The sequence below is a fragment of the Cupriavidus consociatus genome, from assembly GCF_017814975.1.
Lineage (GTDB): Bacteria > Pseudomonadota > Gammaproteobacteria > Burkholderiales > Burkholderiaceae > Cupriavidus > Cupriavidus consociatus.
Map to the genome: position 1 here is coordinate 534,376 of NZ_JAGIQA010000001.1, position 19,386 is coordinate 553,761.

Here is a 19,386-nt window from a genome sequence, read left to right on the forward strand (position 1 = left end):
AGTACGCCGCCTGCGCCGATCCGCAGATGCTTCTTACGGGGCGAGGCTGCGCAGGATCAGGCTGGAAAGCTGGACGTGAGCTTCTGCGGCAACGTCGAGGTTGTGCTGCAGCAGCAACGGATCGATGTAAGGGCGCATGACGAGGTAGATGCCGTTGCCGGTCTCGTCCAGCGGTGTCTTGCGCTCGAACTCCCCGGATTTCCGGCCCTCCAGGATGATCCGCATCACGAGATTCCGGATGTGGTCCTCATAGGCGAGAACCGGCTGCCACCGTTCCTGCGCGGCCGCCGCGGCAATCGCGTAGAGCTTGCGTTCCTGGAAAAACAGGCGTACGCCAGCGTCGACCAGGGTCTTGAACAGCCGCCGCAAGCGTTCGGAAGCCGTCGGGACGGCGGCAAGGGCCTCGTCGACCTCATTGGTGATCGCGCCCAGGCAGTTTGCGCAGATCACTTCACCGATCGCCTGCTTGGAATCGAAGAACTTGTAGATGTACGCCTTGGAGAAGCCGATCGCCTTGGCGAGGTCGGAAACCGTCGTCTTCTCGTAGCCATAGAGGCTGAAGTGCTCGGTGGCCGCCTCGACGATCTGGGAGCGGACATTGTGATCTGCGGGGCCCCGGGATGGCAGGGCAGAGGGTGTGGTTTCGGTCATTCGGCCAGCTTACCGTGGTAGAGAGTCATTGACAACTAGTGACCGATTTATACTATAGTCACAACTCCAGTCGCTTTTAGTCACCGCACACTCCAATGCTTTTCCCTCGCTATCTGACCCTGCTGCTGAGTGCCTGCGCCATGGCGGGTTGCGCCGTCGGCCCGGATTACAGAAAACCGGACGTCCCGGTTTCGGAACGCTACCTGGGCCAGTCCGGCGTTGAACAACGGCACGCGTCGCCGCCGGCCGGGCTGACGACGTGGTGGGAAGGCTTCGGCGATCCCGTGCTGACCCGCCTGGTGTCGCTGGCGCTGGAACAGAACCTGGACCTGGCGCAGGCGTCAGCGCGCGTCACCCAGGCGCGGGCGGGGCTCGGCGCGGCCAACGCGGCCTTGCTGCCTTCGGGCAGCGCCAGTGCGCAGGCGGGCAGGAGCTACCAGTCGATCGAGACGCCGCTTGGCAGGCTGCAGAATGCCACGCCGGGCTTTGACAGGTATGGCAACACCTACGAGGCAAACCTCGGCGCCGGCTGGGAGCTGGACGTCTTCGGCGGACTGCGCCGCGGGCGCGAAGCCGCCCTGGCGGAGTACCAGGCCTCGGCCGCGGGCGCGGCGGCGACGCGTCTCGCCGTGGCCGCGCAAACGGCGGACCTGTACATCACCGTGCGTGGATTGCAGACCCGTCTGGGCATCGCCAGGCGGCAAGTGGAGACCCAGCAGAAATTACTCTCCACGGTTGGCCTGTTGTTCGGCAAGGGCCTTGCCGCCGAGCTGGAAGTCCGGCAGGCCGAGGGCGCGCTGGCCCAGGTCAGCGCCACCGTTCCGGTGCTGGAGACGGGGCTCGATGCAGCGTTGAACGCGCTCGACGTGATGCTTGGTGTTCCGCCGGGCACGTATCGCGCCGAACTGGGCGGTCCAGGAACGATACCCGCGGCACCGCAGCTCGCCGGTACGGGTTCGCCGGCGGACCTGCTGCGACGCAGGCCGGACCTCATCGTCGCGGAGCGCCGGTTGGCGGCAGCCAACGCACGCATCGGTGTCGCCATTGCCGAGTACTACCCCAAGTTCTCGCTCAGCGCCCTGTTGGGCAGCGCCACGACCGTGGCCGGCGGCAATCTGTTTTCCTCCGGCGCGAGCCAGGCGGCGGGCGTGCTGGGCCTGCGCTGGCGCCTGTTCGATTTCGGCCGCATCAATGCCCAGATCGACCTGGCCCGCGGCCAGGAAGCGGAAGCCCTGGTGGCATACCGGCAGGCCGTGCTGCGTGCGACCGAAGATGTCGAAAATGCCTTCTCCGCGCTGATCAAGCGTGAAGAGCAGGCCGGTACCCTGGCACAGGGTGAGGCCTCGCTGACGCAGGCGCGTAACGCCTCGCTCGCGGCCTACCAGAAAGGTGTGGTCCGCCTGATCGAGGTGCTGCTTGCCGACGAGAGCCTGCTGCGCACGTCCGATGCCAGGGCGCAGGCGCAGGCCGACTCCGCCCGCGCTGCCGTGGCGGCATTCAAGGCACTAGGCGGCGGGTGGGAGCCGGCAACGGCCATATAAGGCAATACCGCGTCACTGATTCTGCGCGGTACGGAACGACAGGAATTTCCGTGTGGGCGGGCGTTGCCAGCGTCCTTCCTAAACCTGGATGGCAGGTTTTTGACAAGGCGCAGCGCGGGTGCACCCAGATTAGCGGCGTGCCATGGTTCGGCGCAATGAATTAATGACGTAATGAAAAAGTCACGGCGTAATCGTCATTACGGCGGCTAGTGAGAAGCCGGATTCGCGCCTTCATTCTCCCGCAATTTTTGCAAGGACTTGGTCAACCTGGCGCCATGCCCGCTGTCCGCGGCCAGCAGCAGCGCCTCAATGCGTGATTCGAGTCCCGCTAGGTCAGTTTCTCCCGGCCTTGCCAGCTTCATCTCCTGAAACTCCTTGCAGATGCGCTTGGCCAGCTTGTGGACAAAATCGGGGTCGAGATCCCCTTGCTCCACGGCATGCCTGATGTGCTCGATCAATCGCGCCAGACCTTCCGGTGTGGTCTCGCTCGCAGATGGTATTTCCGGTGTCATTGGCAACTCCATTGGGCAAGTCGGATTATTCTAGGTCGAGCAGGTTCCGGGAGGATTGCATATTTCGCGAACACCGGAATCAGGATCGCGTCGATATGCGCGATACGCCAGCTAGAATCTGGAAGGCTCTCTCTTTGGCACGGAATCATGAAACGCGAATCTAGCTCCATGAAGAATGTGTCGTCGGCTGCGCGGGGGGCGGGACGCCCGGACCCTCTGGCGGATGAGGAGAGCCTGCCCAATGGCAATGAGTTCTATATCAGCCGCGAGCTCAGCCAGCTGGAGTTCTTCAGCCGTGTGCTGCAGCAGGCCGCCGATCCCGCCATTCCGCTGCTCGAGCGCCTGCGTGCCCTGTGTACCTTCAGCAGCAATCTGGATGAGTTTTACGAGATTCGCGTGGCGGGCCTGAAGGAGCAGTGCGTGCTTCAGTCGCCGGTCGTCGGCCCGGACGGGCTCACGCCGCAGGTCGTCTATGCCACGGTCAACCGGCGGGTGCGTGAATTGATCGAGCAGCAGTATCGCCTCTTCAATGACGTCCTGATTCCAGCCATGGCAGAGCAGCAGATCTGCTTCCTGCGACGGCCATCGTGGAACGCCGAGCAGCAGGCCTGGATTCGCGATTTCTTCTTCGCCGAACTGATGCCGGTCCTGACACCCATCGGGCTGGATCCCGCGCATCCGTTCCCGCGCGTGCTCAACAAGAGCCTGAACTTCGCGGTGGAGCTCGAGGGCAAGGATGCATTCGGGCGCAACTCCGGCTATGCGATTGTGCAAGCGCCACGGGCGCTGCCACGTGTCATCGCACTGCCCGCTGAGGTTTCAGGATGCGAGCATGGCTTTGTCTTTCTCTCTTCCATCCTTCACGCCCATGTCGGCGAACTTTTCAGCGGCATGTCGATACGGGGCTGCTATCAGTTCCGTGTGACCCGGAACAGCGAATTGTTCGTGGACGAGGAAGAGGTCAAGAACTTGCGCGAGGCGCTGCAAGGCGAACTGCCGCACCGCCATTTTGGCGATGCGGTCCGGCTGGAGGTCGCGGACAACTGCACGCCGGCAATGACGACGTTCCTGCAGGAACAGTTCGGACTGGCGCCAGGTGAAGTGTTTTCGGTCAACGGGCCGGTCAACCTGGTTCGCCTGATGCAGGTGCCGGACCAGGTCGACAGGCCGGAACTGAAATACATGCCTTTCCGGCCGGGCGTGCCGAAGATCCTGAAGGAGCATGCCGATGTCTTCCGCGCCATGCGCGATGGCGACATCCTGCTGCACCATCCATTCCAGTCATTTGCTCCGGTCGTCGACTTCGTCAGGCAGGCGGCGCAGGATCCCGATGTCGTGGCCATCAGCCAGACCGTGTATCGGGCCGGACACGACTCGGTCCTGTTGTCGGCACTCATCGAGGCTGCGCGCAACGGCAAGGAGGTTACCGCCGTGGTGGAATTGCTGGCCCGCTTCGATGAAGAGGCGAATATCGGCTGGGCGGCGCAACTGGAGGCAGTTGGCGCCCATGTCGTCTATGGCGTCGTCGGTTTCAAGGCACATGCCAAGATGGTCATGGTGTTGCGGCGAGAGGGTGGAAAGCTCAGGCGCTATGTCCATCTCGGCACGGGGAACTATCACCTCGATACCTCGCGCACTTATACCGATTTCGGCTTGCTGACCTGCGATGAATCGCTGACGCAGGACGTGGCACAAGTCTTCAGCCAGCTGACCGGCCGCGGGCAGACGCAGAGCATGACTCATATCTGGCAATCGCCGTTCACCTTGAAGAAGCAGTTGCTGATGGCGATCCGGGGCGAAGCCGAGCACGCCAGAGCCGGGCGCAAGGGACGGATTATCGCCAAGATGAATGCGCTGCTGGAGCCCGAGCTGATCCAGGCGCTATACGATGCCTCGCGTGAAGGCGTGCGCATTGACCTGATCGTCAGGGGCGCCTGTGCGCTGCGGCCGGGCGTTGCCGGCCTGTCGGAGCACATCGCCGTGAAATCGGTCATGGGTCGATTTCTCGAGCACTCGCGCATCTTCTACTTTCACGACGGCGGGGCAGAGAGGGTCATGCTGTCCAGTGGGGAATGGATGGAGCGCAGCCTGTCCCGGCGGATCGAGGTCTGTTTTCCCATCCTGGATCCCCGGCTGAAGGAACGGGTCATTGCCGAAGGCCTGAAGCCGTACCTCTCCGACCGGCGCGACACCTGGGTGATGACGCCTGGCGGGAACTATGAACGACAGCTTGCGCAGGACGGCGAGGCAGCGCAGAACATGTTGCTGTCGGCGCTGACCTGAGTGCATGGGGTACTGACCTTCCGACCTTCCGACCTTCCGACCTTCCGACCTTCCGACCTGCCGACCTTTAGACCAGGGCCTCAGGCCGCGGCAGCCATTGCCGGGTAGTCGGTCAGTCCGCGCGCACCGCCGCCGAACAGCGTCTCGCGCTCATGCACGTTGAGGGGCGCGCCTTGCCGCAGGCGTTCGGGCAGGTCGGGGTTGGCGACGAATGGCCGGCCAAAGGCGATCATGTCGGCCCAGCCTTCGCGCAACGCAGTGCGCGCGCGTTCGGCGGTGTATTTGCCGGCATAGATCAGTACGCCCGAAAAGGCCGCGCGCAGTTGCTGCTTGAACGCGACCGGCATGTGCGGCGCATCGTCCCAGTCAGCCTCGGCGATGTGCAGGTAGCCGACCCCGATTTCGCCGAGCAGTTTCGCGGCGGCGGTGTAGGTGGTCTGCGGATCCGCATCGACGCAGCCATTCAGCGTGGTCAGCGGTGCCAGCCGGATACCCACGCGCCGCCTGTCGCCAGTGCCCTCGATCAGCGCGCGCGCCACCTCGTCGAGAAAGCGCAGCCGGTTCGGCAGCGCGCCGCCGTAGGCGTCGGTGCGGTCATTGGCCCCGGAGTCGATGAACTGGTTGACCAGGTAGCCGTTGGCGGCGTGCAACTCGACGCCGTCGAAACCGGCCGCCATCGCATTGCGTGCCGCTTGCCGGTACTGCCCGACGATTTCCCGGATCTCTTCCACGCCGAGCGGGCGCGGCTTCGATGCCTGGACGAATCCGGGCTGGCCGTCGTTGTCGGCGATAAAGACATTGACGCCCTCGGCCTGCAGCGCCGACGCCGATACCGGCGACTGCCCGCCGAGCAGGCTGACGTGGCTCAGGCGGCCGACATGCCAGAGTTGCGCGAAGATGCGCCCGCCCGCAGCATGCACAGCCTCGGTGACCTTGCGCCAGCCGGCAATCTGTTCGTCGGTGTGGATGCCGGGAGTCCACGCATAGCCTTTGCCCAGCGGCGAAATCCACGTGCCTTCGCTGACGATCAGGCCGGCGCCGGCGCGCTGCGCATAATACTCGGCCATCAGTGCATTCGGCACATCGCCGGGCTGGCTGGCGCGCGAACGCGTCATCGGCGGCATCACGATACGGTTGGGCAGGGTCAGGCCGGCCAGCGGCAGCGGCCGGAACAAGGGATCGAAAACGGTTTCGTCAGTCATCAAGGGGCTCCGTGGCCGGCACCGCGGCACCGGTGGATTCAAGGGTAGGCTGCAGTCAGTCCCACGCCGGGGCCAGGCCCTCGGGGCTCACTTCGCGGCCATTGCGCTCGAGCGCGGCGATCTTCAGCAAGTCGTCGTCGTCCAGCCGCAGGTCGCGGGCCAGCAGGTTGCTGGCGAGGTTTTCCCGCTTCGTTGATGACGGGATCACTGCGTAGCCAAGCTGCAGCGCCCAGGCCAGCACCACCTGCGCCGGGGTGGCGTCGTGCTTGCGTGCGATGCCGGCAATGACCGGGTCTTCCAGCACCTTGCCGTAGGCCAGCGTCATGTACGAGGTCACGGCGATGCCATGGTCCTTCAGGAACGCAACCAGCTTGCGGTTCTGCAGGTACGGGCTGAGTTCGATCTGGTTGGTCGCAATGGCGTCCTTGCCGACCGCGGCGATCGCCTGCCGCGCCAGGTCGATATTGAAGTTCGAGATGCCGATCCGGCGCGTCAGCCCAAGTGCCCTGGCCTCGGCCAGCGCTGCCATGTACTCGGGCAGCGCAATGCCGTTGCCAGGTGCCGGCCAGTGGATCAGCGTCAGGTCGACATAGTGTGTGCGCAGCCTGGCCAGGCTGTCGCGCAGGCTGGGCACGAGCTTGTCGCCGGCATAGTTGTCGACCCAGATCTTGGTGGTGAGGAACAGGTCGCCGCGCGGCACGCCGCTGCCGGCGATAGCCTGGCCGATGTCCGCCTCATTGCCGTAGATCTGGGCGGTATCGATGGCGCGATAGCCCAGCGCCAGCGCATTGCGGACCGAATCGATCACGGTCTGTCCGGTCAGGCGGAAGGTGCCGACGCCGAAGGAAGGGATGCTCATGGAATGGCTCGTAAGTTCAGGGAATGGGGGCATCAGCCTGGGTCCGGTCTGCGATTTCCGTTGGGTCGAACTGCAGAACCGAGGCGATGGACCGCAGTGTGACGGCTTTACATTTGCCAAAAAAGACGTGTATAAGCCAAATACATTTGATTTGAAATCAACAATGAAGACCACCCTCGATGAGATGCAGGCGTTCGTCGCGGTCGTCGACACCGGCTCGATCACGGCGGCCGCCGACCAGCTCGGGCTGACCATCTCCGCGGCCAGCCGTACCCTGGGCCGGCTGGAAGAAAAGCTGCAGACCACTTTGCTAAGGCGCACGACACGCCGGTTGGAACTGACCGAGGAAGGTGCCGCATTCCTGGAGCAGGCCCGCGCGATCCTTGCCTCGGTGGACGCCGCCGAAGAGCAGATGGCGGCACGGCGGATGCGGCCCGTCGGGCGTTTGCGTGTCGATGCCGCCACGCCGTTCATGCTGCATGTGATCGTGCCGCTGGTGGAGGGCTTCCGTGCCCGCTATCCGCAGGTGGAGCTGGAGCTGAACTCGAACGAGGGCATCATTGACCTGATCGAGAAACGCACCGACGTGGCGTTCCGCATCGGCGCGCTGAAGGACTCCACGCTGCATGCGCGCCCGATCGGCACCAGCCGCGTGCGCGTGCTGGCGAGCCCGGCTTACCTCGGACGCCATGGCACGCCGGCAACGCCGGGTGATCTCGCCAAGCACGCGCTGCTGGGCTTCACCCAACCGGAATCGCTGAACGACTGGCCGCTGCGCGACGAGGGCGGCGGCGCGGTGCATATCAAGCCGACCATCGCCTCGTCCAGCGGCGAAACCCTGCGCCATCTGGCGCTGGCCGGGCTTGGCATCGTGTGCCTGTCGGATTTCATGACGCGCGATGACCGGCGCAGCGGGCGGCTGGTGCAACTGTTCGAGGCACAATCGGCGGATGTGCGCCAGCCGGTCAATGCGGTCTACTACCGCAATACCGCGCTCGCTGCGCGCATCACCTGCTTTGTCGACCATGTGGTCGACGCCCTCGGCAAGCAGCCGTTTGACGAATAGGACAGGGAGGTTCAGTCGTTCCGGGCGCGTCAGGTCCCGCCCAGCAGGTCGTGCGCATCGACGATCGCATAGGCGATCTCCGGATGCTGCTCCATGCTGCGCCGGATGGCCGCGGGAATGGACTGGCGGATCTTGCGGCACAGGCCCGGCTGTTCCTGCACCTGGATATTGATGCCGCGCACGGTCTTCACGCCGCGCGCGCTGGGCGTGATGGTCAGCACGATGTTCAGCTGGGACTGCATCAGGCCCTCCATGCGGCGCAGCTCGGCCAGGCTGGTCAGGTTCTCGAGCCGTTCGACCAGACGCTTTTCCTCGGCGCGGGTGAGCCGCAGCACGCGCAGGTCGGCGTGGGGATCACTCAACAGCGCTTCGCGCCCGCAGATGCAGGCGCCGGGCGGGCATTCCGTGCGAAGGGGAAACGGCGCGTTCATGGGGGCGCGGCGGTGGCTCCGCCGGATTCCGGGGCGATGGCCGGATATGTTAAATCAGGTTGCCGGTCCGCGGCGCTGGCACCGTTGTGTTGCGCTCAGATGCTGCAGGAGGCGCGGCACTGGCGGCAAGAGCGGACGGAGATTCTGCGGCAAAGGCCAAACCGTTCTATGCTCGCGGCAGGTTGCCAGGACAGCCTGCCGACCCTCGACAATCACGACAACCGCGACATCACAAGCCACACCAGGAGACCTCATGGCACTCTCGATGTACGACGTATCGATCCCGCCGTTTATCCGCGCCCTCGGCAACCTTGCCGCGATCCTCGACAAGGGCGCCGCGCATGCGCAGGCGCAGGGCATGGATCCGGCCGACCTGATCCAGACCCGGCTGATCGCCGACATGGATCCGCTGTCGGCGCAGGTCCAGCGCGCCAGTGACGCTGCCAAGGGGGCCGCGGCGCGGCTGGCGGGAATCGAGGTGCCATCGTTCGCCGACATCGAAACCTCCTTCCCCGAGCTGCAGGACCGGATTGCGCGCACCATCGTATTCCTGGAACAGGTCACGCCGGCACAACTCGAGGGCAGCGAGACGCGCGTGATCGAACTGAAATTGCGGCAGGGGCCGGTGACGTTCGACGGCAAGTCATACCTGCTGGGGTTCGCGCTGCCCAACTTCTACTTCCACGTGACCACGGGCTACGACATCCTGCGCCACAAGGGCGTGCAGATCGGCAAGCGCGACTACCTCGGGCTCAGGTAGGGGTAAGGTGCCGCCGGCGGGCGACGCACGGGTCACCCCGGCCCTGCGCGCTCCTCGCGGCCGTCCTTAGCGAAAACCCTAGGCCCTCTGGTATACTTATACGTTGTCCGAGCCGTGTCCGGAGCGGCCGGACGCAGCCTGCGACAGGCCACGGGGCGGATACTCCGGCAGTGCCCGGACCCTTGCATCGGAAACCCGGTGCTTCCCGCCCGCGCTGCCATCGATTGCCACGATCGTGCGCCGCCCTGGGCGGCATCGGTCCCGCCGATCGATCCGCCATGACTGGCCCCTGGCCGAGCCCAACCATACCAAGACACCAGGCCAGCCCGAAGGCTGCCGATGATCCGCTGCCGTTAATCCGTTTACGGTCCCAGAGAGACCCCACGCATGACTTACGCCGTCAAGGAAATCTTCTATACGCTGCAGGGCGAGGGCGCCAACGCCGGCCGCGCCGCGGTGTTCTGCCGCTTCGCCGGCTGCAACCTGTGGAGCGGCCGTGAAGAGGATCGCGCCAGCGCGATATGCCAGTTCTGCGACACGGATTTCGTCGGCACCGACGGCACCCGCGGCGGCAAGTACCGTAGCGCCGCGGAACTGGCCGCGGTGGTCGCCTCGGAATGGCCGCAGGGCGCGGGCGGCAAGCCGCTGGTGGTGTGCACCGGGGGCGAGCCGCTGCTGCAGCTCGACGCGCCGCTGATCGATGCGCTGCATGCGCAGGGCTTCGAGATCGCCATCGAGACCAACGGCACCATCGCCGTGCCGCCCGGCATCGACTGGGTTTGCGTGAGCCCCAAGATGGGTTCCGAGCTGGTGGTCAGGCGCGGGGACGAGCTCAAGGTCGTGATCCCGCAGGCGGGCCAGGACTTTGCCGCATACGAGCAGCTTGATTTCGAGCATTTCCTGGTGCAGCCCATGGACGGCCCGCTGCAGCGCGAGAATACGGCCGCCGCGGTGGAGTTCTGCCAGCGCCATCCGCGCTGGCGGCTGTCGCTGCAGACCCACAAGCTGCTGGGCATCCGCTGAGCGCAGGGCCGGAGTTTTGCCCAACCCGGGGCAAACGTACACAATAGAGGCTTCGGGCGCACGCGCGGCGCCCGTCCAACGCAGGCGGCCTTGACCACGAAAGGGGCGCCGCTACAAATGAGCAAACAAGTTTCCATTACCCGCCGGCTGGAGTTCGACTCCGGCCACCGCATCCCGAACCACTGCGGCCAGTGCCGCAATATCCACGGCCACCGCTACCGGCTGGACCTGACGCTGTCGGGCGAGGTGCTGCATCGCGAAGGTGCCTCGGATGACGGCATGATCCTGGACTTCGGCGATATCAAGGCGCTCGCCAACGAGCACCTGGTCAACAAATGGGACCACGCCTTCCTGATCTATCGCGGCGACACCGCGCTGCTGAACTTCCTGCAATCGATGGAAGAGCACAAGACCGTGGTGCTGGATGCCATCCCCACCGTCGAGAACCTGGCCCAGGTCGCCTTCGATATCCTGGCACCGGTGTTCAAGGACTGTTTCGGCCACCACCTGCAGCTGACCAAGCTGGTGCTGTTCGAAACCCCCAATTGCTGGGCCGAAGTCAGCGCCCAAGCAGTGCTGCCGGCGCAAGACTGAGCCGGGCGATGCCAGAGACGCCGCCGCTGCCGCTGCGCGCCCCGCGCGCGCTGCCGGACGATCCGGCCGAGGCCGCCGCACGCGATGCGCGCTACATGCGCGCCGCGCTGGAAGAAGCGCGCCTGGCCGAGGCCGCCGGCGAAGTCCCGGTCGGCGCGGTGGTGGTCTGGAACGACACCATCATCGCGCGCGGCCACAACCTGCCGATCCGCGCGGTCGACCCGTCCGCGCATGCCGAGATGCAGGCACTGCGCGCCGCCGCGCAGGTGATCGGCAATTACCGCATGCCCGAGTGCGAGCTGTACGTGACGCTGGAACCGTGCGCGATGTGCAGTGGCGCGATCCTGCACGCGCGGCTGCGGCACGTGGTGTTCGGCGCCACCGATCCCAAGACGGGTGCCGCAGGCAGCGTGCTCAACCTGTTCGAGCACGCCCAGCTCAATCACCAGACCACCATCGCCGGCGGCGTGCTGGCCGACACCTGCGGGCAGATGCTGAAGGATTTCTTCGGCGCCAGGCGCCGCGCGCAGAAGGCCGCCCGCAGCGACGCCGCCCGCAGCGAGGCCGGAAATGGCGCGGGCTGCGCCTGCCCGGCCCATCCAGAACCGAATTCCCAGAACAACGCCAACGACGCATGAGTACGCCGAACAGCAGGCCGCCGCATACCGAAGTCCGACTGATCGCTTCGTCCGGCTATCCGCATGACGTCGCCGTTGCCGCGCGCGGCGTTGCCTGGCTCAAGCAGCACGGCTACCACACCACCAACCCCGACGTGCTGGCCCGGCGCTACCTGCGCTTCGGCGGCACCGACGCGGAGCGGCTGGCCGACCTGCATGCCATCGGCACCGGCGCGCCGCATGAGCTGACGCTGGCGGTGCGCGGCGGCTACGGCATCGCCCGGCTGCTGGCGCAGGTGGACTTCGCGCGTATCGCCGGGCAGGCGCGCGCGAGCGCCGCGCCCATCGTCGGGCATAGCGATTTCACCGCGTTCCAGCTGGCATATCTCGCGGCGACCGGCGGCGTGACGTTCGCCGGGCCGATGCTGCTGGCGGACTTCGGCGTCGACAGCGTTGATCCCTACATGTGGGAGCACTTCGAAGGCATCCTGCGCGATCCGGCCTACCGGGTCGAGGTGGCGGCGCCGCAGGCCGGCGGGCAGCCGTTCAGCGGCGAAGTGTCCGGCACGCTGTGGGGCGGCAACCTGGCGATGCTGTGCAGCCTGCTCGGCACGCCCTACATGCCGCGGGTCGAGGGCGGGGTGCTGTTCCTGGAAGACATCAACGAGCCGCCGTACCGGGTCGAACGCATGCTGCTCCAGCTGCAGCAGGCCGGCGTGCTCGGCACCCAGCGCGCTATCGTGCTGGGCGATTTCTCCAACTATCGCGTCACCGACTACGACAACGGCTACGACATGGACGCCGTGGTGGCCTACCTGCGCGACCAGCTGCCGGTGCCGGTGCTGACCGGCCTGCCGTTCGGCCATTGCGCGCGCAAGCTGACGCTGCCGGTGGGAGCGCAGGTGCGGCTGGCCGCACGTGCCGACGGGTTCTCGATGGCGTTTTCCGGCTATCCGGTGCTGCCGCCGATGGCCTGAGCGCAGCGCGCGAAGCGCGGCCGCCACGTGCTGGCCGCCATGCCGCCATCCGGCTGCAAGGAATGCATCCGGATGGTAGAATATGCGGTTATTTCCTGACTTCCTGCCGGGTTCTCGCAAGAACCGGGCGCGGCCCCTGCCGCATCGCCAGCCATGGCTCCGGAATGCTCCGGACGGCGCGATGCTTCCCGGCAAGGCCGGCCCCTGAACGGCATGGGGTGCACCCCGGTGCTACAACCTGCGCAATGCGGCCCGTGCCGCGGCGCCACATTCTCCAGACAAGGTTCCAGACGTGCTTTCTACCGCAAACATCACCATGCAGTTCGGCCCCAAGCCGTTGTTCGAGAATATCTCGGTCAAGTTCGGCGAGGGCAACCGCTACGGCCTGATCGGCGCGAACGGCTGCGGCAAGTCCACCTTCATGAAGATCCTGGGCGGCGACCTCGAATCGTCGTCCGGCAACGTCATGCTGGAGCCGGGCATCCGCCTGGGCAAGCTGCGCCAGGACCAGTTCGCCTATGAAGACATGCGCGTGCTGGACGTGGTGATGATGGGCCACACCGAGATGTGGGCCGCCGCGCAGGAGCGCGACGCCATCTACGCCAACCCGGAGGCGACCGACGAAGACTACATGAAGGCCGCCGAGCTGGAGGCCAAGTACGCCGAATACGATGGCTACACCGCCGAGGCGCGCGCCGGCGAACTGCTGCTGGGCGTGGGCATCCCCACCACGCAGCACCAGGGCCCGATGAGCGACGTCGCGCCGGGCTGGAAGCTGCGCGTGCTCCTGGCGCAGGCACTGTTCTCGAACCCGGACGTGCTGCTGCTGGACGAGCCGACCAACAACCTGGACATCAACACGATCCGCTGGCTGGAGACCGTGCTCAACGAGCGCAACTCCACCATGATCATCATCTCCCACGATCGCCACTTCCTGAACTCGGTCTGCACCCACATGGCCGACATGGACTATGGCACGCTCAAGGTCTACCCGGGCAACTACGACGACTACATGGAAGCGTCGATGCAGGCCCGCGAGCGCCAGATGGCCGCCAACGCGCGCGCCAAGGAGCGCATCAGCGAACTGCAGGACTTCGTGCGCCGCTTCTCGGCCAACAAGTCCAAGGCCCGCCAGGCCACCTCGCGTGCCAAGCAGATCGAGAAGATCAAGGTCGAGGACATCAAGCCGTCGTCGCGCCAGAACCCGTTCATCCGCTTCGAGTTCGAGAAGAAGCTGCACAACCTGGCAGTCGAGGCGGAAGGCGTCACCAAGAGCTACGACCGCAAGATCATCAGCAACCTGTCGATGGCGATCCAGGCCGGCGAGCGCGTGGCCATCATCGGCGAGAACGGCGCGGGCAAGACCACGCTGCTGCGCAGCCTGCTGAACGGTGCGGTGCAGACCGGCGTGCAGCGCGGCGTCGAAGTGGACCGCGGCGAGATCAAGTGGGCGGAAAACGCCAATGTGGGCTATATGCCGCAGGACACCTACGAGGAATTCCCCACGGACCGCGACGTGATGGACTGGATGAGCCAGTGGACGCAGGCCGGCGATGACGAGACCTCGCTGCGCGGCACGCTGGGCCGCCTGCTGTTCTCGGCCGACGATATCAAGAAGAACGTCAAGGTGCTGTCCGGGGGCGAGAAGGGCCGCATGATCTGGGGCAAGCTGATGCTGGGCCGCCATAACGTGCTGGCGCTGGACGAGCCGACCAACCACATGGACATGGAGTCGATCGAGTCGATGCAGATCGCGCTGGACAAGTTCCAGGGCACGCTGATCTTCGTCTCGCACGACCGCGAGTTCGTCAGCGGCCTGGCCACGCGCGTGATCGAAGTGCGCACCGACGGTACGCTGACCGATTACCTGGGTACGTATGACGAGTACCTGCAGTCGCAGGGGATCGACGGCTGAGCTTGCCTCATGCCCATGGAAAAGGCCGCCTTCCGAGGCGGCCTTTTTGCTGTCTCGTGCGCCCGTGGCCGCTCAACCGGCTGCCGCCGGGAGGTCTTGTGCGATGGTGTCCAGTTCACGCAGGATCGCATGCGCCGTGATTTCCCCCTTGGCCTTGAGCAGCGCCGCGTGCAGCGGCTCGCGCAGGATCAGCAGTGCAGGCAGGTCCTGCGCCTTTTCCACCTTGACTTGCAGCATGTAGCCGCGCAGGCCCAGGTGCTGGCCGATGACTTCGGTATAGAAGTGGTAGAGGCGCTGGAACGCGTCGATCTCGGCGGCAGAGTGCGTCGGCTGGGTCGGGTCATGCATTGCCGCGGGCCCGGCTCCCGGCGCGTGCCGCATGGCGTACACGGAAAACATGTTGGTATCCGTCGCGGCGTTCGATGTACGGGCAGGGGCATCCGCAGCGGTAGCCGCAAGCGCCGGTGCCGCCTCCTGCACTGGCTCGACCAGCCCCTGGGCGGCCAGCATGTCCATGGCATCGGGCCCGACGCCCATGGCTGCCACCTGCGCCAGCAGGTCTTGCCCGCGGCGCTCGCCGTTGACCATCAACAGCAGCGCGCGCAGCTTGTGGTCCAGCTTGCGTGCGCGTGTCCTGATCTCGTCTTGTCCCGCATCCGTCTTGCGGTAGATCGGATCGACCATGTGTCTCGCTCCCTTGTTATGCCGGCCGACCGTGCGAGCATCCCGTGTTGCGGGTGCGGCCGATTATCGCCATCTGATAAGGAGCGGCCGGCGTGGGGGCTGCCGGGCTGGAAACATAGTCTCCAAACCGCTCTACAATGTGCGTGCACCATAAAAGTAACAAAAAATTGCGGTTGCCTATCCGTCAAACTCAGCACCAACCGAGAACTGTGGCCATGCAACAACGAGACAAACTGTTTATCAACGGCAAGTGGGTCGCGCCCCACGGTACCGGCACCATCGACGTCATCCATTCCAGCACCGAAGCGGTGATGGCGACCATTCCCGAAGGCTCGCCGCGCGATGCGGAAGACGCCATCCAGGCCGCCCGCGCTGCCTTTGACGGCTGGGCGGCGACGCCCGCGTCGGAGCGCGCAGGCTATATCGCCAAGATCGCCGAAGGTCTGAAGGCGCGCAGCGAAGAACTGGCCCAGATGATCGCCGGCGAAGTCGGCATGCCGATCAAGCTGGCGCGCGCGATCCAGGTGGGCGGTCCGGTCTACAACTGGGGACAGGCCGCGAAGCTGCTCGATACCTTCCCCTTCGAGGAAGAAGTCGGCAATTCGCTGGTGGTGCGCGAGCCGGTGGGCGTGGTGGCGGCGATCACGCCGTGGAACTACCCGCTCAACCAGATCACGCTGAAGGTCGCGCCGGCGCTGGCCGCGGGCTGCACGGTGGTGCTCAAGCCGTCGGAAGTGGCGCCGCTGAACGCCTTCGTGCTGGCCGAAGTGATCGAGGCCGCGGGCCTGCCGCCGGGGGTGTTCAATCTGGTGACGGGCTTTGGCCCGGTGGTGGGCGAGGTGCTGGCGAGCCATCCGGAGGTCGACATGGTGTCGTTCACCGGTTCGACCCGGGCCGGCAAGCGCGTGTCCGAACTGGCGTCGCAAACGGTCAAGCGCGTGGCGCTGGAGCTGGGCGGCAAGTCTGCGTCGGTGGTGCTGGACGATGCCGACCTGCCGGCGGCGGTCAAGGGCACGATCAGCGCCTGCTTCCTCAATTCGGGCCAGACCTGCTCGGCGCATACCCGCATGCTGGTGCCGCGTGCCCGCTACGACGAAGTGAAGGCGATCGCGCAGAAGGTGGTGGCCGGCTTTACCGTGGGCGATCCGCTGCAGGAAACCACCCGGCTCGGACCGCTGATCTCCGCGGTGCAGAAGGAGCGCGTCACCGGCTATATCCGCCGCGGACTGGAAGAGGGCGCGGAACTGGTGGCCGGCGGCCCCGAGGCGCCGGAGGGGCTGGACCAGGGCTTCTTTGTCAGGCCGACCGTGCTCGGCAGGGTCGAGCCGCGCGCCACCGTGGCGCAGGAGGAGATCTTCGGGCCGGTGCTGACGATCATCTGCTATGACACCGAGGAAGACGCGGTGCGTATCGCCAATGACAGCATCTACGGGCTGGGCGGCGGCGTCTGGTCCGGCGACGAGGCGCGCGCGATCCGCGTGGCGCGGCGCATCCGTACCGGGCAGGTCGACATCAACGGCGGGCCGTTCAACATGGCGGCGCCGTTCGGTGGCTACAAGCAGTCCGGCAACGGGCGCGAAGCCGGCAAGTACGGGCTGGAGGAATTCCTCGAATACAAGGCCCTGCAGTTGAGGAAGCCGGCCTGAGGCCTGCGCGACATGGGAAAATGCCCGGCTGGTCCGGGCATTTTTTGCATCGCCGCCGAAGAAGCGGCGGCCGTCGCCGGTGCCATGCAACGACAACGATAAGGGGAGAGCAACGATGCGCTGGTTCGGTCGTCTGGCCAGGCTTGTGGGATGGCTGCTGGTGCTGGCGTTAGCCGGCACGGCGGGAAGTTTGATCTGGTATCGCCAGGCCGCGCAGCCGCCCGCATCCGGCACAGCCGCGCTGCCTGGTCTGCGTGGGCAGGTCACCGTCGTGCGCGATGGCAACGGCGTGCCGCAGATCCGTGCCGCCAGCAAGGCCGACGCATGGTTCGCGCTGGGCTATGTCCACGCGCAGGACCGGCTGTGGCAGATGCAGATGAACAAGCGCGTGGTGGCTGGCCGGCTCGCCGAGATCCTGGGCCCGTCCGCGCTCGATACCGACAAGTTCCTGCGCACGCTGGGCGTGCGGCGCAACGCCGAAGCGATCCTTGCGCAGGCCGCGCCGGAGACGCGGGCCGCCCTGCAGGCATACGCCGACGGCGTCAATGCGTGGATCGATCACCGGCAGGGGCCGCTGCCGCCTGAATTCCTGCTGCTGCGCACGCAGCCGGAGCACTGGGAGCCGGCCGATACGCTGGGCTGGCAGACCATGATGGCCTGGGACCTGGGCGGCAACTGGAACCAGGAAACGCTGCGCATGCGCCTGGCGCAAGTGCTGCCGGTGGCGCGCATCAGCGAACTGCTGGCACCGTACCCGGGCGAGCAGCCGGTGCGCACCATGGACTACGGCCACCTGTACAAGCACCTGGCGCCGCTGGCCAATGCCATGGCCAGCGTCAGCGACAAGGCGCCGCCGGGCTATGTCGAGGGCATGGGCTCGAACAACTGGGTGGTCTCCGGCGCGCATACGCAATCGGGCAAGCCGATGCTGGCCAACGACCCGCACCTGGGTTTGCAGGCGCCGGCGCTGTGGTATTTCGCCCGCATGACGGCCCCGGGACTCGACGTGGCAGGCGCCACGCTGCCCGGCATTCCGGTGGTGGTGCTCGGGCACAACGACCGCATCGCATGGGGTTTGACCAATACCGCGCCGGATGTGCAGGACCTGTTCATCGAACGGCTGCGGCCCGGCAGCGAAACGCAATACCAGACGCCGGACGGATGGGCCGCCTTCGAGACCCGCACCGAGACCATCCGCGTCAAGGGCGCGCCCGACGTGACGCTGAAGGTCCGCAGCACGCGCCATGGGCCAGTGGTCTCGGACGTGTCCGAGCCGCTGTCCGCCGCGGCCGGGCCGCTAGGCGCGCAATACGTGGTCGCGTTCCAGTGGACCGCGCTGCGGCCGGACGACCGCACCTTCCAGGCCGGCATGAAGATGAACGAGGCGCGCGACTGGGCCAGCTTTACCGCCGCGCTGCGCGACTTCCATTCTCCGCAGCAGAACATCGTCTACGCCGATGTCGACGGCAATATCGGCTTCTTCGCGCCTGGCCGGGTGCCGCTGCGCCGCGCCGACAACGACCTGAAGGGCCTGGCGCCCGCGCCGGGCTGGGACGCGCGTTATGACTGGGTCGGCTTTATCCCGTTCGAGGCCCTGCCGCAGCGCTACAACCCGGCGGAAGGCGTGATCGTGACCGCCAACCAGCGCATCGTGCCGCCGGACTACCCGTACTTCATCACCAGCGAATGGACGGTGCCATATCGCCATGACCGCATCCAGGCGTTGCTGGCGGCCACGCCCAGACACACCTTCGACACCTTCGCCGCGATCCAGAAAGACGTGCTGTCGCTGGCCGTGCGCGATGCCTTGCCGCTGCTGCTGGCCGCACCGGTCAGCCACGACGGCGCACGGCCGCAGCGCGAGCGCGCGCTGCTCGATGCGCTGCGCAAGTGGGACGGCACCATGGACGCCGGGCGCGCCGAGCCGCTGGTGGTCACCGCCTGGCTGCGCGAGCTGTCGCGGCGGCTGTTCGAGGAAAAGGTCGGCGAGGCGATCTTTGTCCGGCTATGGGACCAGCGCAATGTGCAGCAGCCGATGCTGAATATCCTGCGCGACCCCGGCAAGCTCGGGGCGTTCTGGTGTGACCGTCCGCATACGGGCCCCGCGGAAAGCTGCAACGAGGCGATTGCCGATGCCTGGACGCAGGCGATGGCCGACCTGTCGCGCCGCTATGGCGAGGACCCGAAACGCTGGCGCTGGGGCGAAGCGCATGCGGCCCGCTCCGAGCACAAGCCGTTCGGCAAGGTCGCGTACCTGTCGCCGCTGTTCAACCTGCGCGTGCCGACCGGCGGCGACACGTATACGGTCAACGTCGGCCGCCACAACCTGCGCGACGAGAAGGCGCCGTTCGAGAATACCCATGCCGCCAGCGTGCGGGCGCTGTACGACCTGGCCGACCTGCCAGGATCGCGCTTCATGGATTCCACCGGCCAGTCCGGCAACGCGTTGCTGCCGCGCTATCGCGACTGGACCGGCAAATGGGCGGCGGTGGAGTACGTGACCATGCCCCTGGCACCTGCGCAGGCCAACGCCCTGACCCTGGTTCCGGCTGCGACAAATTAGCGCACCGTGGCGGCATGCCGTGCCGGGGATACCGCCCAAACAGGCGATATCAAATAGGCGAT

17 protein-coding genes are annotated in these 19,386 nt (G+C 66.2%); 11 read left to right on the forward strand and 6 right to left on the reverse strand.

What is annotated here, in order from left to right:
- Positions 1-33: 33 nt before the first annotated feature.
- Positions 34-651 (reverse strand): TetR/AcrR family transcriptional regulator, encoded by a 618-nt coding sequence (locus tag J8I82_RS02420; protein WP_209754235.1) that lies wholly within the window; start codon positions 649-651, stop codon positions 34-36.
- A gap of 95 nt (positions 652-746) precedes the next feature.
- On the opposite strand from J8I82_RS02420, the gene J8I82_RS02425 reads away from it, so the two are divergent.
- Positions 747-2,192: an efflux transporter outer membrane subunit gene (locus tag J8I82_RS02425; protein WP_209754236.1), complete on the forward strand. Its 1,446-nt coding sequence runs from the start codon at positions 747-749 to the stop codon at positions 2,190-2,192.
- Between the two features lie 206 nt (positions 2,193-2,398).
- On the opposite strand, the gene J8I82_RS02430 is transcribed toward J8I82_RS02425, so the two are convergent.
- Entirely contained in the window at positions 2,399-2,650 is a 252-nt protein-coding gene (locus J8I82_RS02430; protein WP_245179311.1) for a hypothetical protein, read from the reverse strand.
- Between the two features lie 201 nt (positions 2,651-2,851).
- On the opposite strand from J8I82_RS02430, the gene ppk1 reads away from it, so the two are divergent.
- Positions 2,852-4,987 (forward strand): polyphosphate kinase 1, encoded by a 2,136-nt coding sequence (gene ppk1, locus J8I82_RS02435; RefSeq protein WP_209754413.1) that lies wholly within the window; start codon positions 2,852-2,854, stop codon positions 4,985-4,987.
- A gap of 80 nt (positions 4,988-5,067) precedes the next feature.
- On the opposite strand, the gene J8I82_RS02440 is transcribed toward ppk1, so the two are convergent.
- Positions 5,068-6,189, reverse strand: coding sequence for an alkene reductase (locus tag J8I82_RS02440; RefSeq protein ID WP_209754238.1), 1,122 nt, complete (start codon positions 6,187-6,189; stop codon positions 5,068-5,070).
- Positions 6,190-6,244: 55 nt separating this feature from the next.
- Positions 6,245-7,048 (reverse strand): 2,5-didehydrogluconate reductase DkgB, encoded by an 804-nt coding sequence (gene dkgB, locus J8I82_RS02445; protein WP_209754239.1) that lies wholly within the window; start codon positions 7,046-7,048, stop codon positions 6,245-6,247.
- 163 nt (positions 7,049-7,211) lie between these two features.
- Between dkgB and J8I82_RS02450 the strand changes: the two genes are divergently transcribed.
- Positions 7,212-8,114 (forward strand): LysR family transcriptional regulator, encoded by a 903-nt coding sequence (locus J8I82_RS02450; protein ID WP_209754240.1) that lies wholly within the window; start codon positions 7,212-7,214, stop codon positions 8,112-8,114.
- Positions 8,115-8,143: 29 nt separating this feature from the next.
- Here J8I82_RS02450 and J8I82_RS02455 read toward each other — a convergent pair whose 3' ends face one another.
- Complete coding sequence (locus J8I82_RS02455; RefSeq protein WP_209754241.1) at positions 8,144-8,545, reverse strand: hypothetical protein; 402 nt, start codon at positions 8,543-8,545, stop codon at positions 8,144-8,146.
- A 253-nt stretch (positions 8,546-8,798) separates the two neighbouring features.
- On the opposite strand from J8I82_RS02455, the gene J8I82_RS02460 reads away from it, so the two are divergent.
- From J8I82_RS02460 to J8I82_RS02485, 6 genes are all read left to right on the forward strand, one after another.
- Entirely contained in the window at positions 8,799-9,305 is a 507-nt protein-coding gene (locus J8I82_RS02460; RefSeq protein ID WP_209754242.1) for a DUF1993 domain-containing protein, read from the forward strand.
- Between the two features lie 387 nt (positions 9,306-9,692).
- Positions 9,693-10,328 carry a 7-carboxy-7-deazaguanine synthase gene (gene queE, locus J8I82_RS02465; RefSeq protein WP_209754243.1) on the forward strand — a complete coding sequence of 212 codons (636 nt, stop codon included), beginning with the start codon at positions 9,693-9,695 and terminating at the stop codon, positions 10,326-10,328.
- 117 nt (positions 10,329-10,445) lie between these two features.
- Entirely contained in the window at positions 10,446-10,922 is a 477-nt protein-coding gene (locus J8I82_RS02470) for a 6-pyruvoyl trahydropterin synthase family protein (RefSeq protein WP_209754244.1), read from the forward strand.
- 8 nt (positions 10,923-10,930) lie between these two features.
- Entirely contained in the window at positions 10,931-11,560 is a 630-nt protein-coding gene (gene tadA / locus J8I82_RS02475; protein ID WP_209754245.1) for a tRNA adenosine(34) deaminase TadA, read from the forward strand.
- The gene (gene ldcA, locus J8I82_RS02480; RefSeq protein WP_209754246.1) at positions 11,557-12,516 is read left to right on the forward strand and encodes a muramoyltetrapeptide carboxypeptidase; all 960 of its coding nucleotides are present in this window, start codon (positions 11,557-11,559) and stop codon (positions 12,514-12,516) included. The genes tadA and ldcA overlap by 4 nt, the downstream gene beginning before the upstream one ends.
- A 292-nt stretch (positions 12,517-12,808) precedes the next feature.
- On the forward strand, positions 12,809-14,431 hold the full coding sequence (locus tag J8I82_RS02485; RefSeq protein WP_209754247.1) for an ABC-F family ATPase: 1,623 nt from the start codon (positions 12,809-12,811) through the stop codon (positions 14,429-14,431).
- Between the two features lie 72 nt (positions 14,432-14,503).
- On the opposite strand, the gene J8I82_RS02490 is transcribed toward J8I82_RS02485, so the two are convergent.
- The gene (locus J8I82_RS02490; RefSeq protein WP_209754248.1) at positions 14,504-15,115 is read right to left on the reverse strand and encodes a hypothetical protein; all 612 of its coding nucleotides are present in this window, start codon (positions 15,113-15,115) and stop codon (positions 14,504-14,506) included.
- A gap of 215 nt (positions 15,116-15,330) precedes the next feature.
- On the opposite strand from J8I82_RS02490, the gene J8I82_RS02495 reads away from it, so the two are divergent.
- Both J8I82_RS02495 and J8I82_RS02500 read left to right on the forward strand, forming a co-directional pair.
- On the forward strand, positions 15,331-16,761 hold the full coding sequence (locus J8I82_RS02495) for an aldehyde dehydrogenase family protein (RefSeq protein ID WP_209754249.1): 1,431 nt from the start codon (positions 15,331-15,333) through the stop codon (positions 16,759-16,761).
- A gap of 115 nt (positions 16,762-16,876) precedes the next feature.
- Positions 16,877-19,324, forward strand: coding sequence for a penicillin acylase family protein (locus J8I82_RS02500; RefSeq protein ID WP_209754250.1), 2,448 nt, complete (start codon positions 16,877-16,879; stop codon positions 19,322-19,324).
- Positions 19,325-19,386 lie beyond the last annotated feature (62 nt).

Coding starts and splice junctions, on each gene's coding strand:
- J8I82_RS02420 (WP_209754235.1), bottom strand. CDS start 651: ATGACCGAAACCACACCCTCTGCCCTGCCATCCCGGGGCCCCGCAGAT.
- J8I82_RS02425 (WP_209754236.1), top strand. CDS start 747: ATGCTTTTCCCTCGCTATCTGACCCTGCTGCTGAGTGCCTGCGCCATG.
- ppk1 (WP_209754413.1), top strand. CDS start 2,852: ATGAAACGCGAATCTAGCTCCATGAAGAATGTGTCGTCGGCTGCGCGG.
- J8I82_RS02440 (WP_209754238.1), bottom strand. CDS start 6,189: ATGACTGACGAAACCGTTTTCGATCCCTTGTTCCGGCCGCTGCCGCTG.
- dkgB (WP_209754239.1), bottom strand. CDS start 7,048: ATGAGCATCCCTTCCTTCGGCGTCGGCACCTTCCGCCTGACCGGACAG.
- J8I82_RS02450 (WP_209754240.1), top strand. CDS start 7,212: ATGAAGACCACCCTCGATGAGATGCAGGCGTTCGTCGCGGTCGTCGAC.
- J8I82_RS02455 (WP_209754241.1), bottom strand. CDS start 8,545: ATGAACGCGCCGTTTCCCCTTCGCACGGAATGCCCGCCCGGCGCCTGC.
- J8I82_RS02460 (WP_209754242.1), top strand. CDS start 8,799: ATGGCACTCTCGATGTACGACGTATCGATCCCGCCGTTTATCCGCGCC.
- queE (WP_209754243.1), top strand. CDS start 9,693: ATGACTTACGCCGTCAAGGAAATCTTCTATACGCTGCAGGGCGAGGGC.
- J8I82_RS02470 (WP_209754244.1), top strand. CDS start 10,446: ATGAGCAAACAAGTTTCCATTACCCGCCGGCTGGAGTTCGACTCCGGC.
- tadA (WP_209754245.1), top strand. CDS start 10,931: ATGCCAGAGACGCCGCCGCTGCCGCTGCGCGCCCCGCGCGCGCTGCCG.
- ldcA (WP_209754246.1), top strand. CDS start 11,557: ATGAGTACGCCGAACAGCAGGCCGCCGCATACCGAAGTCCGACTGATC.
- J8I82_RS02490 (WP_209754248.1), bottom strand. CDS start 15,115: ATGGTCGATCCGATCTACCGCAAGACGGATGCGGGACAAGACGAGATC.
- J8I82_RS02495 (WP_209754249.1), top strand. CDS start 15,331: ATGCAACAACGAGACAAACTGTTTATCAACGGCAAGTGGGTCGCGCCC.
- J8I82_RS02500 (WP_209754250.1), top strand. CDS start 16,877: ATGCGCTGGTTCGGTCGTCTGGCCAGGCTTGTGGGATGGCTGCTGGTG.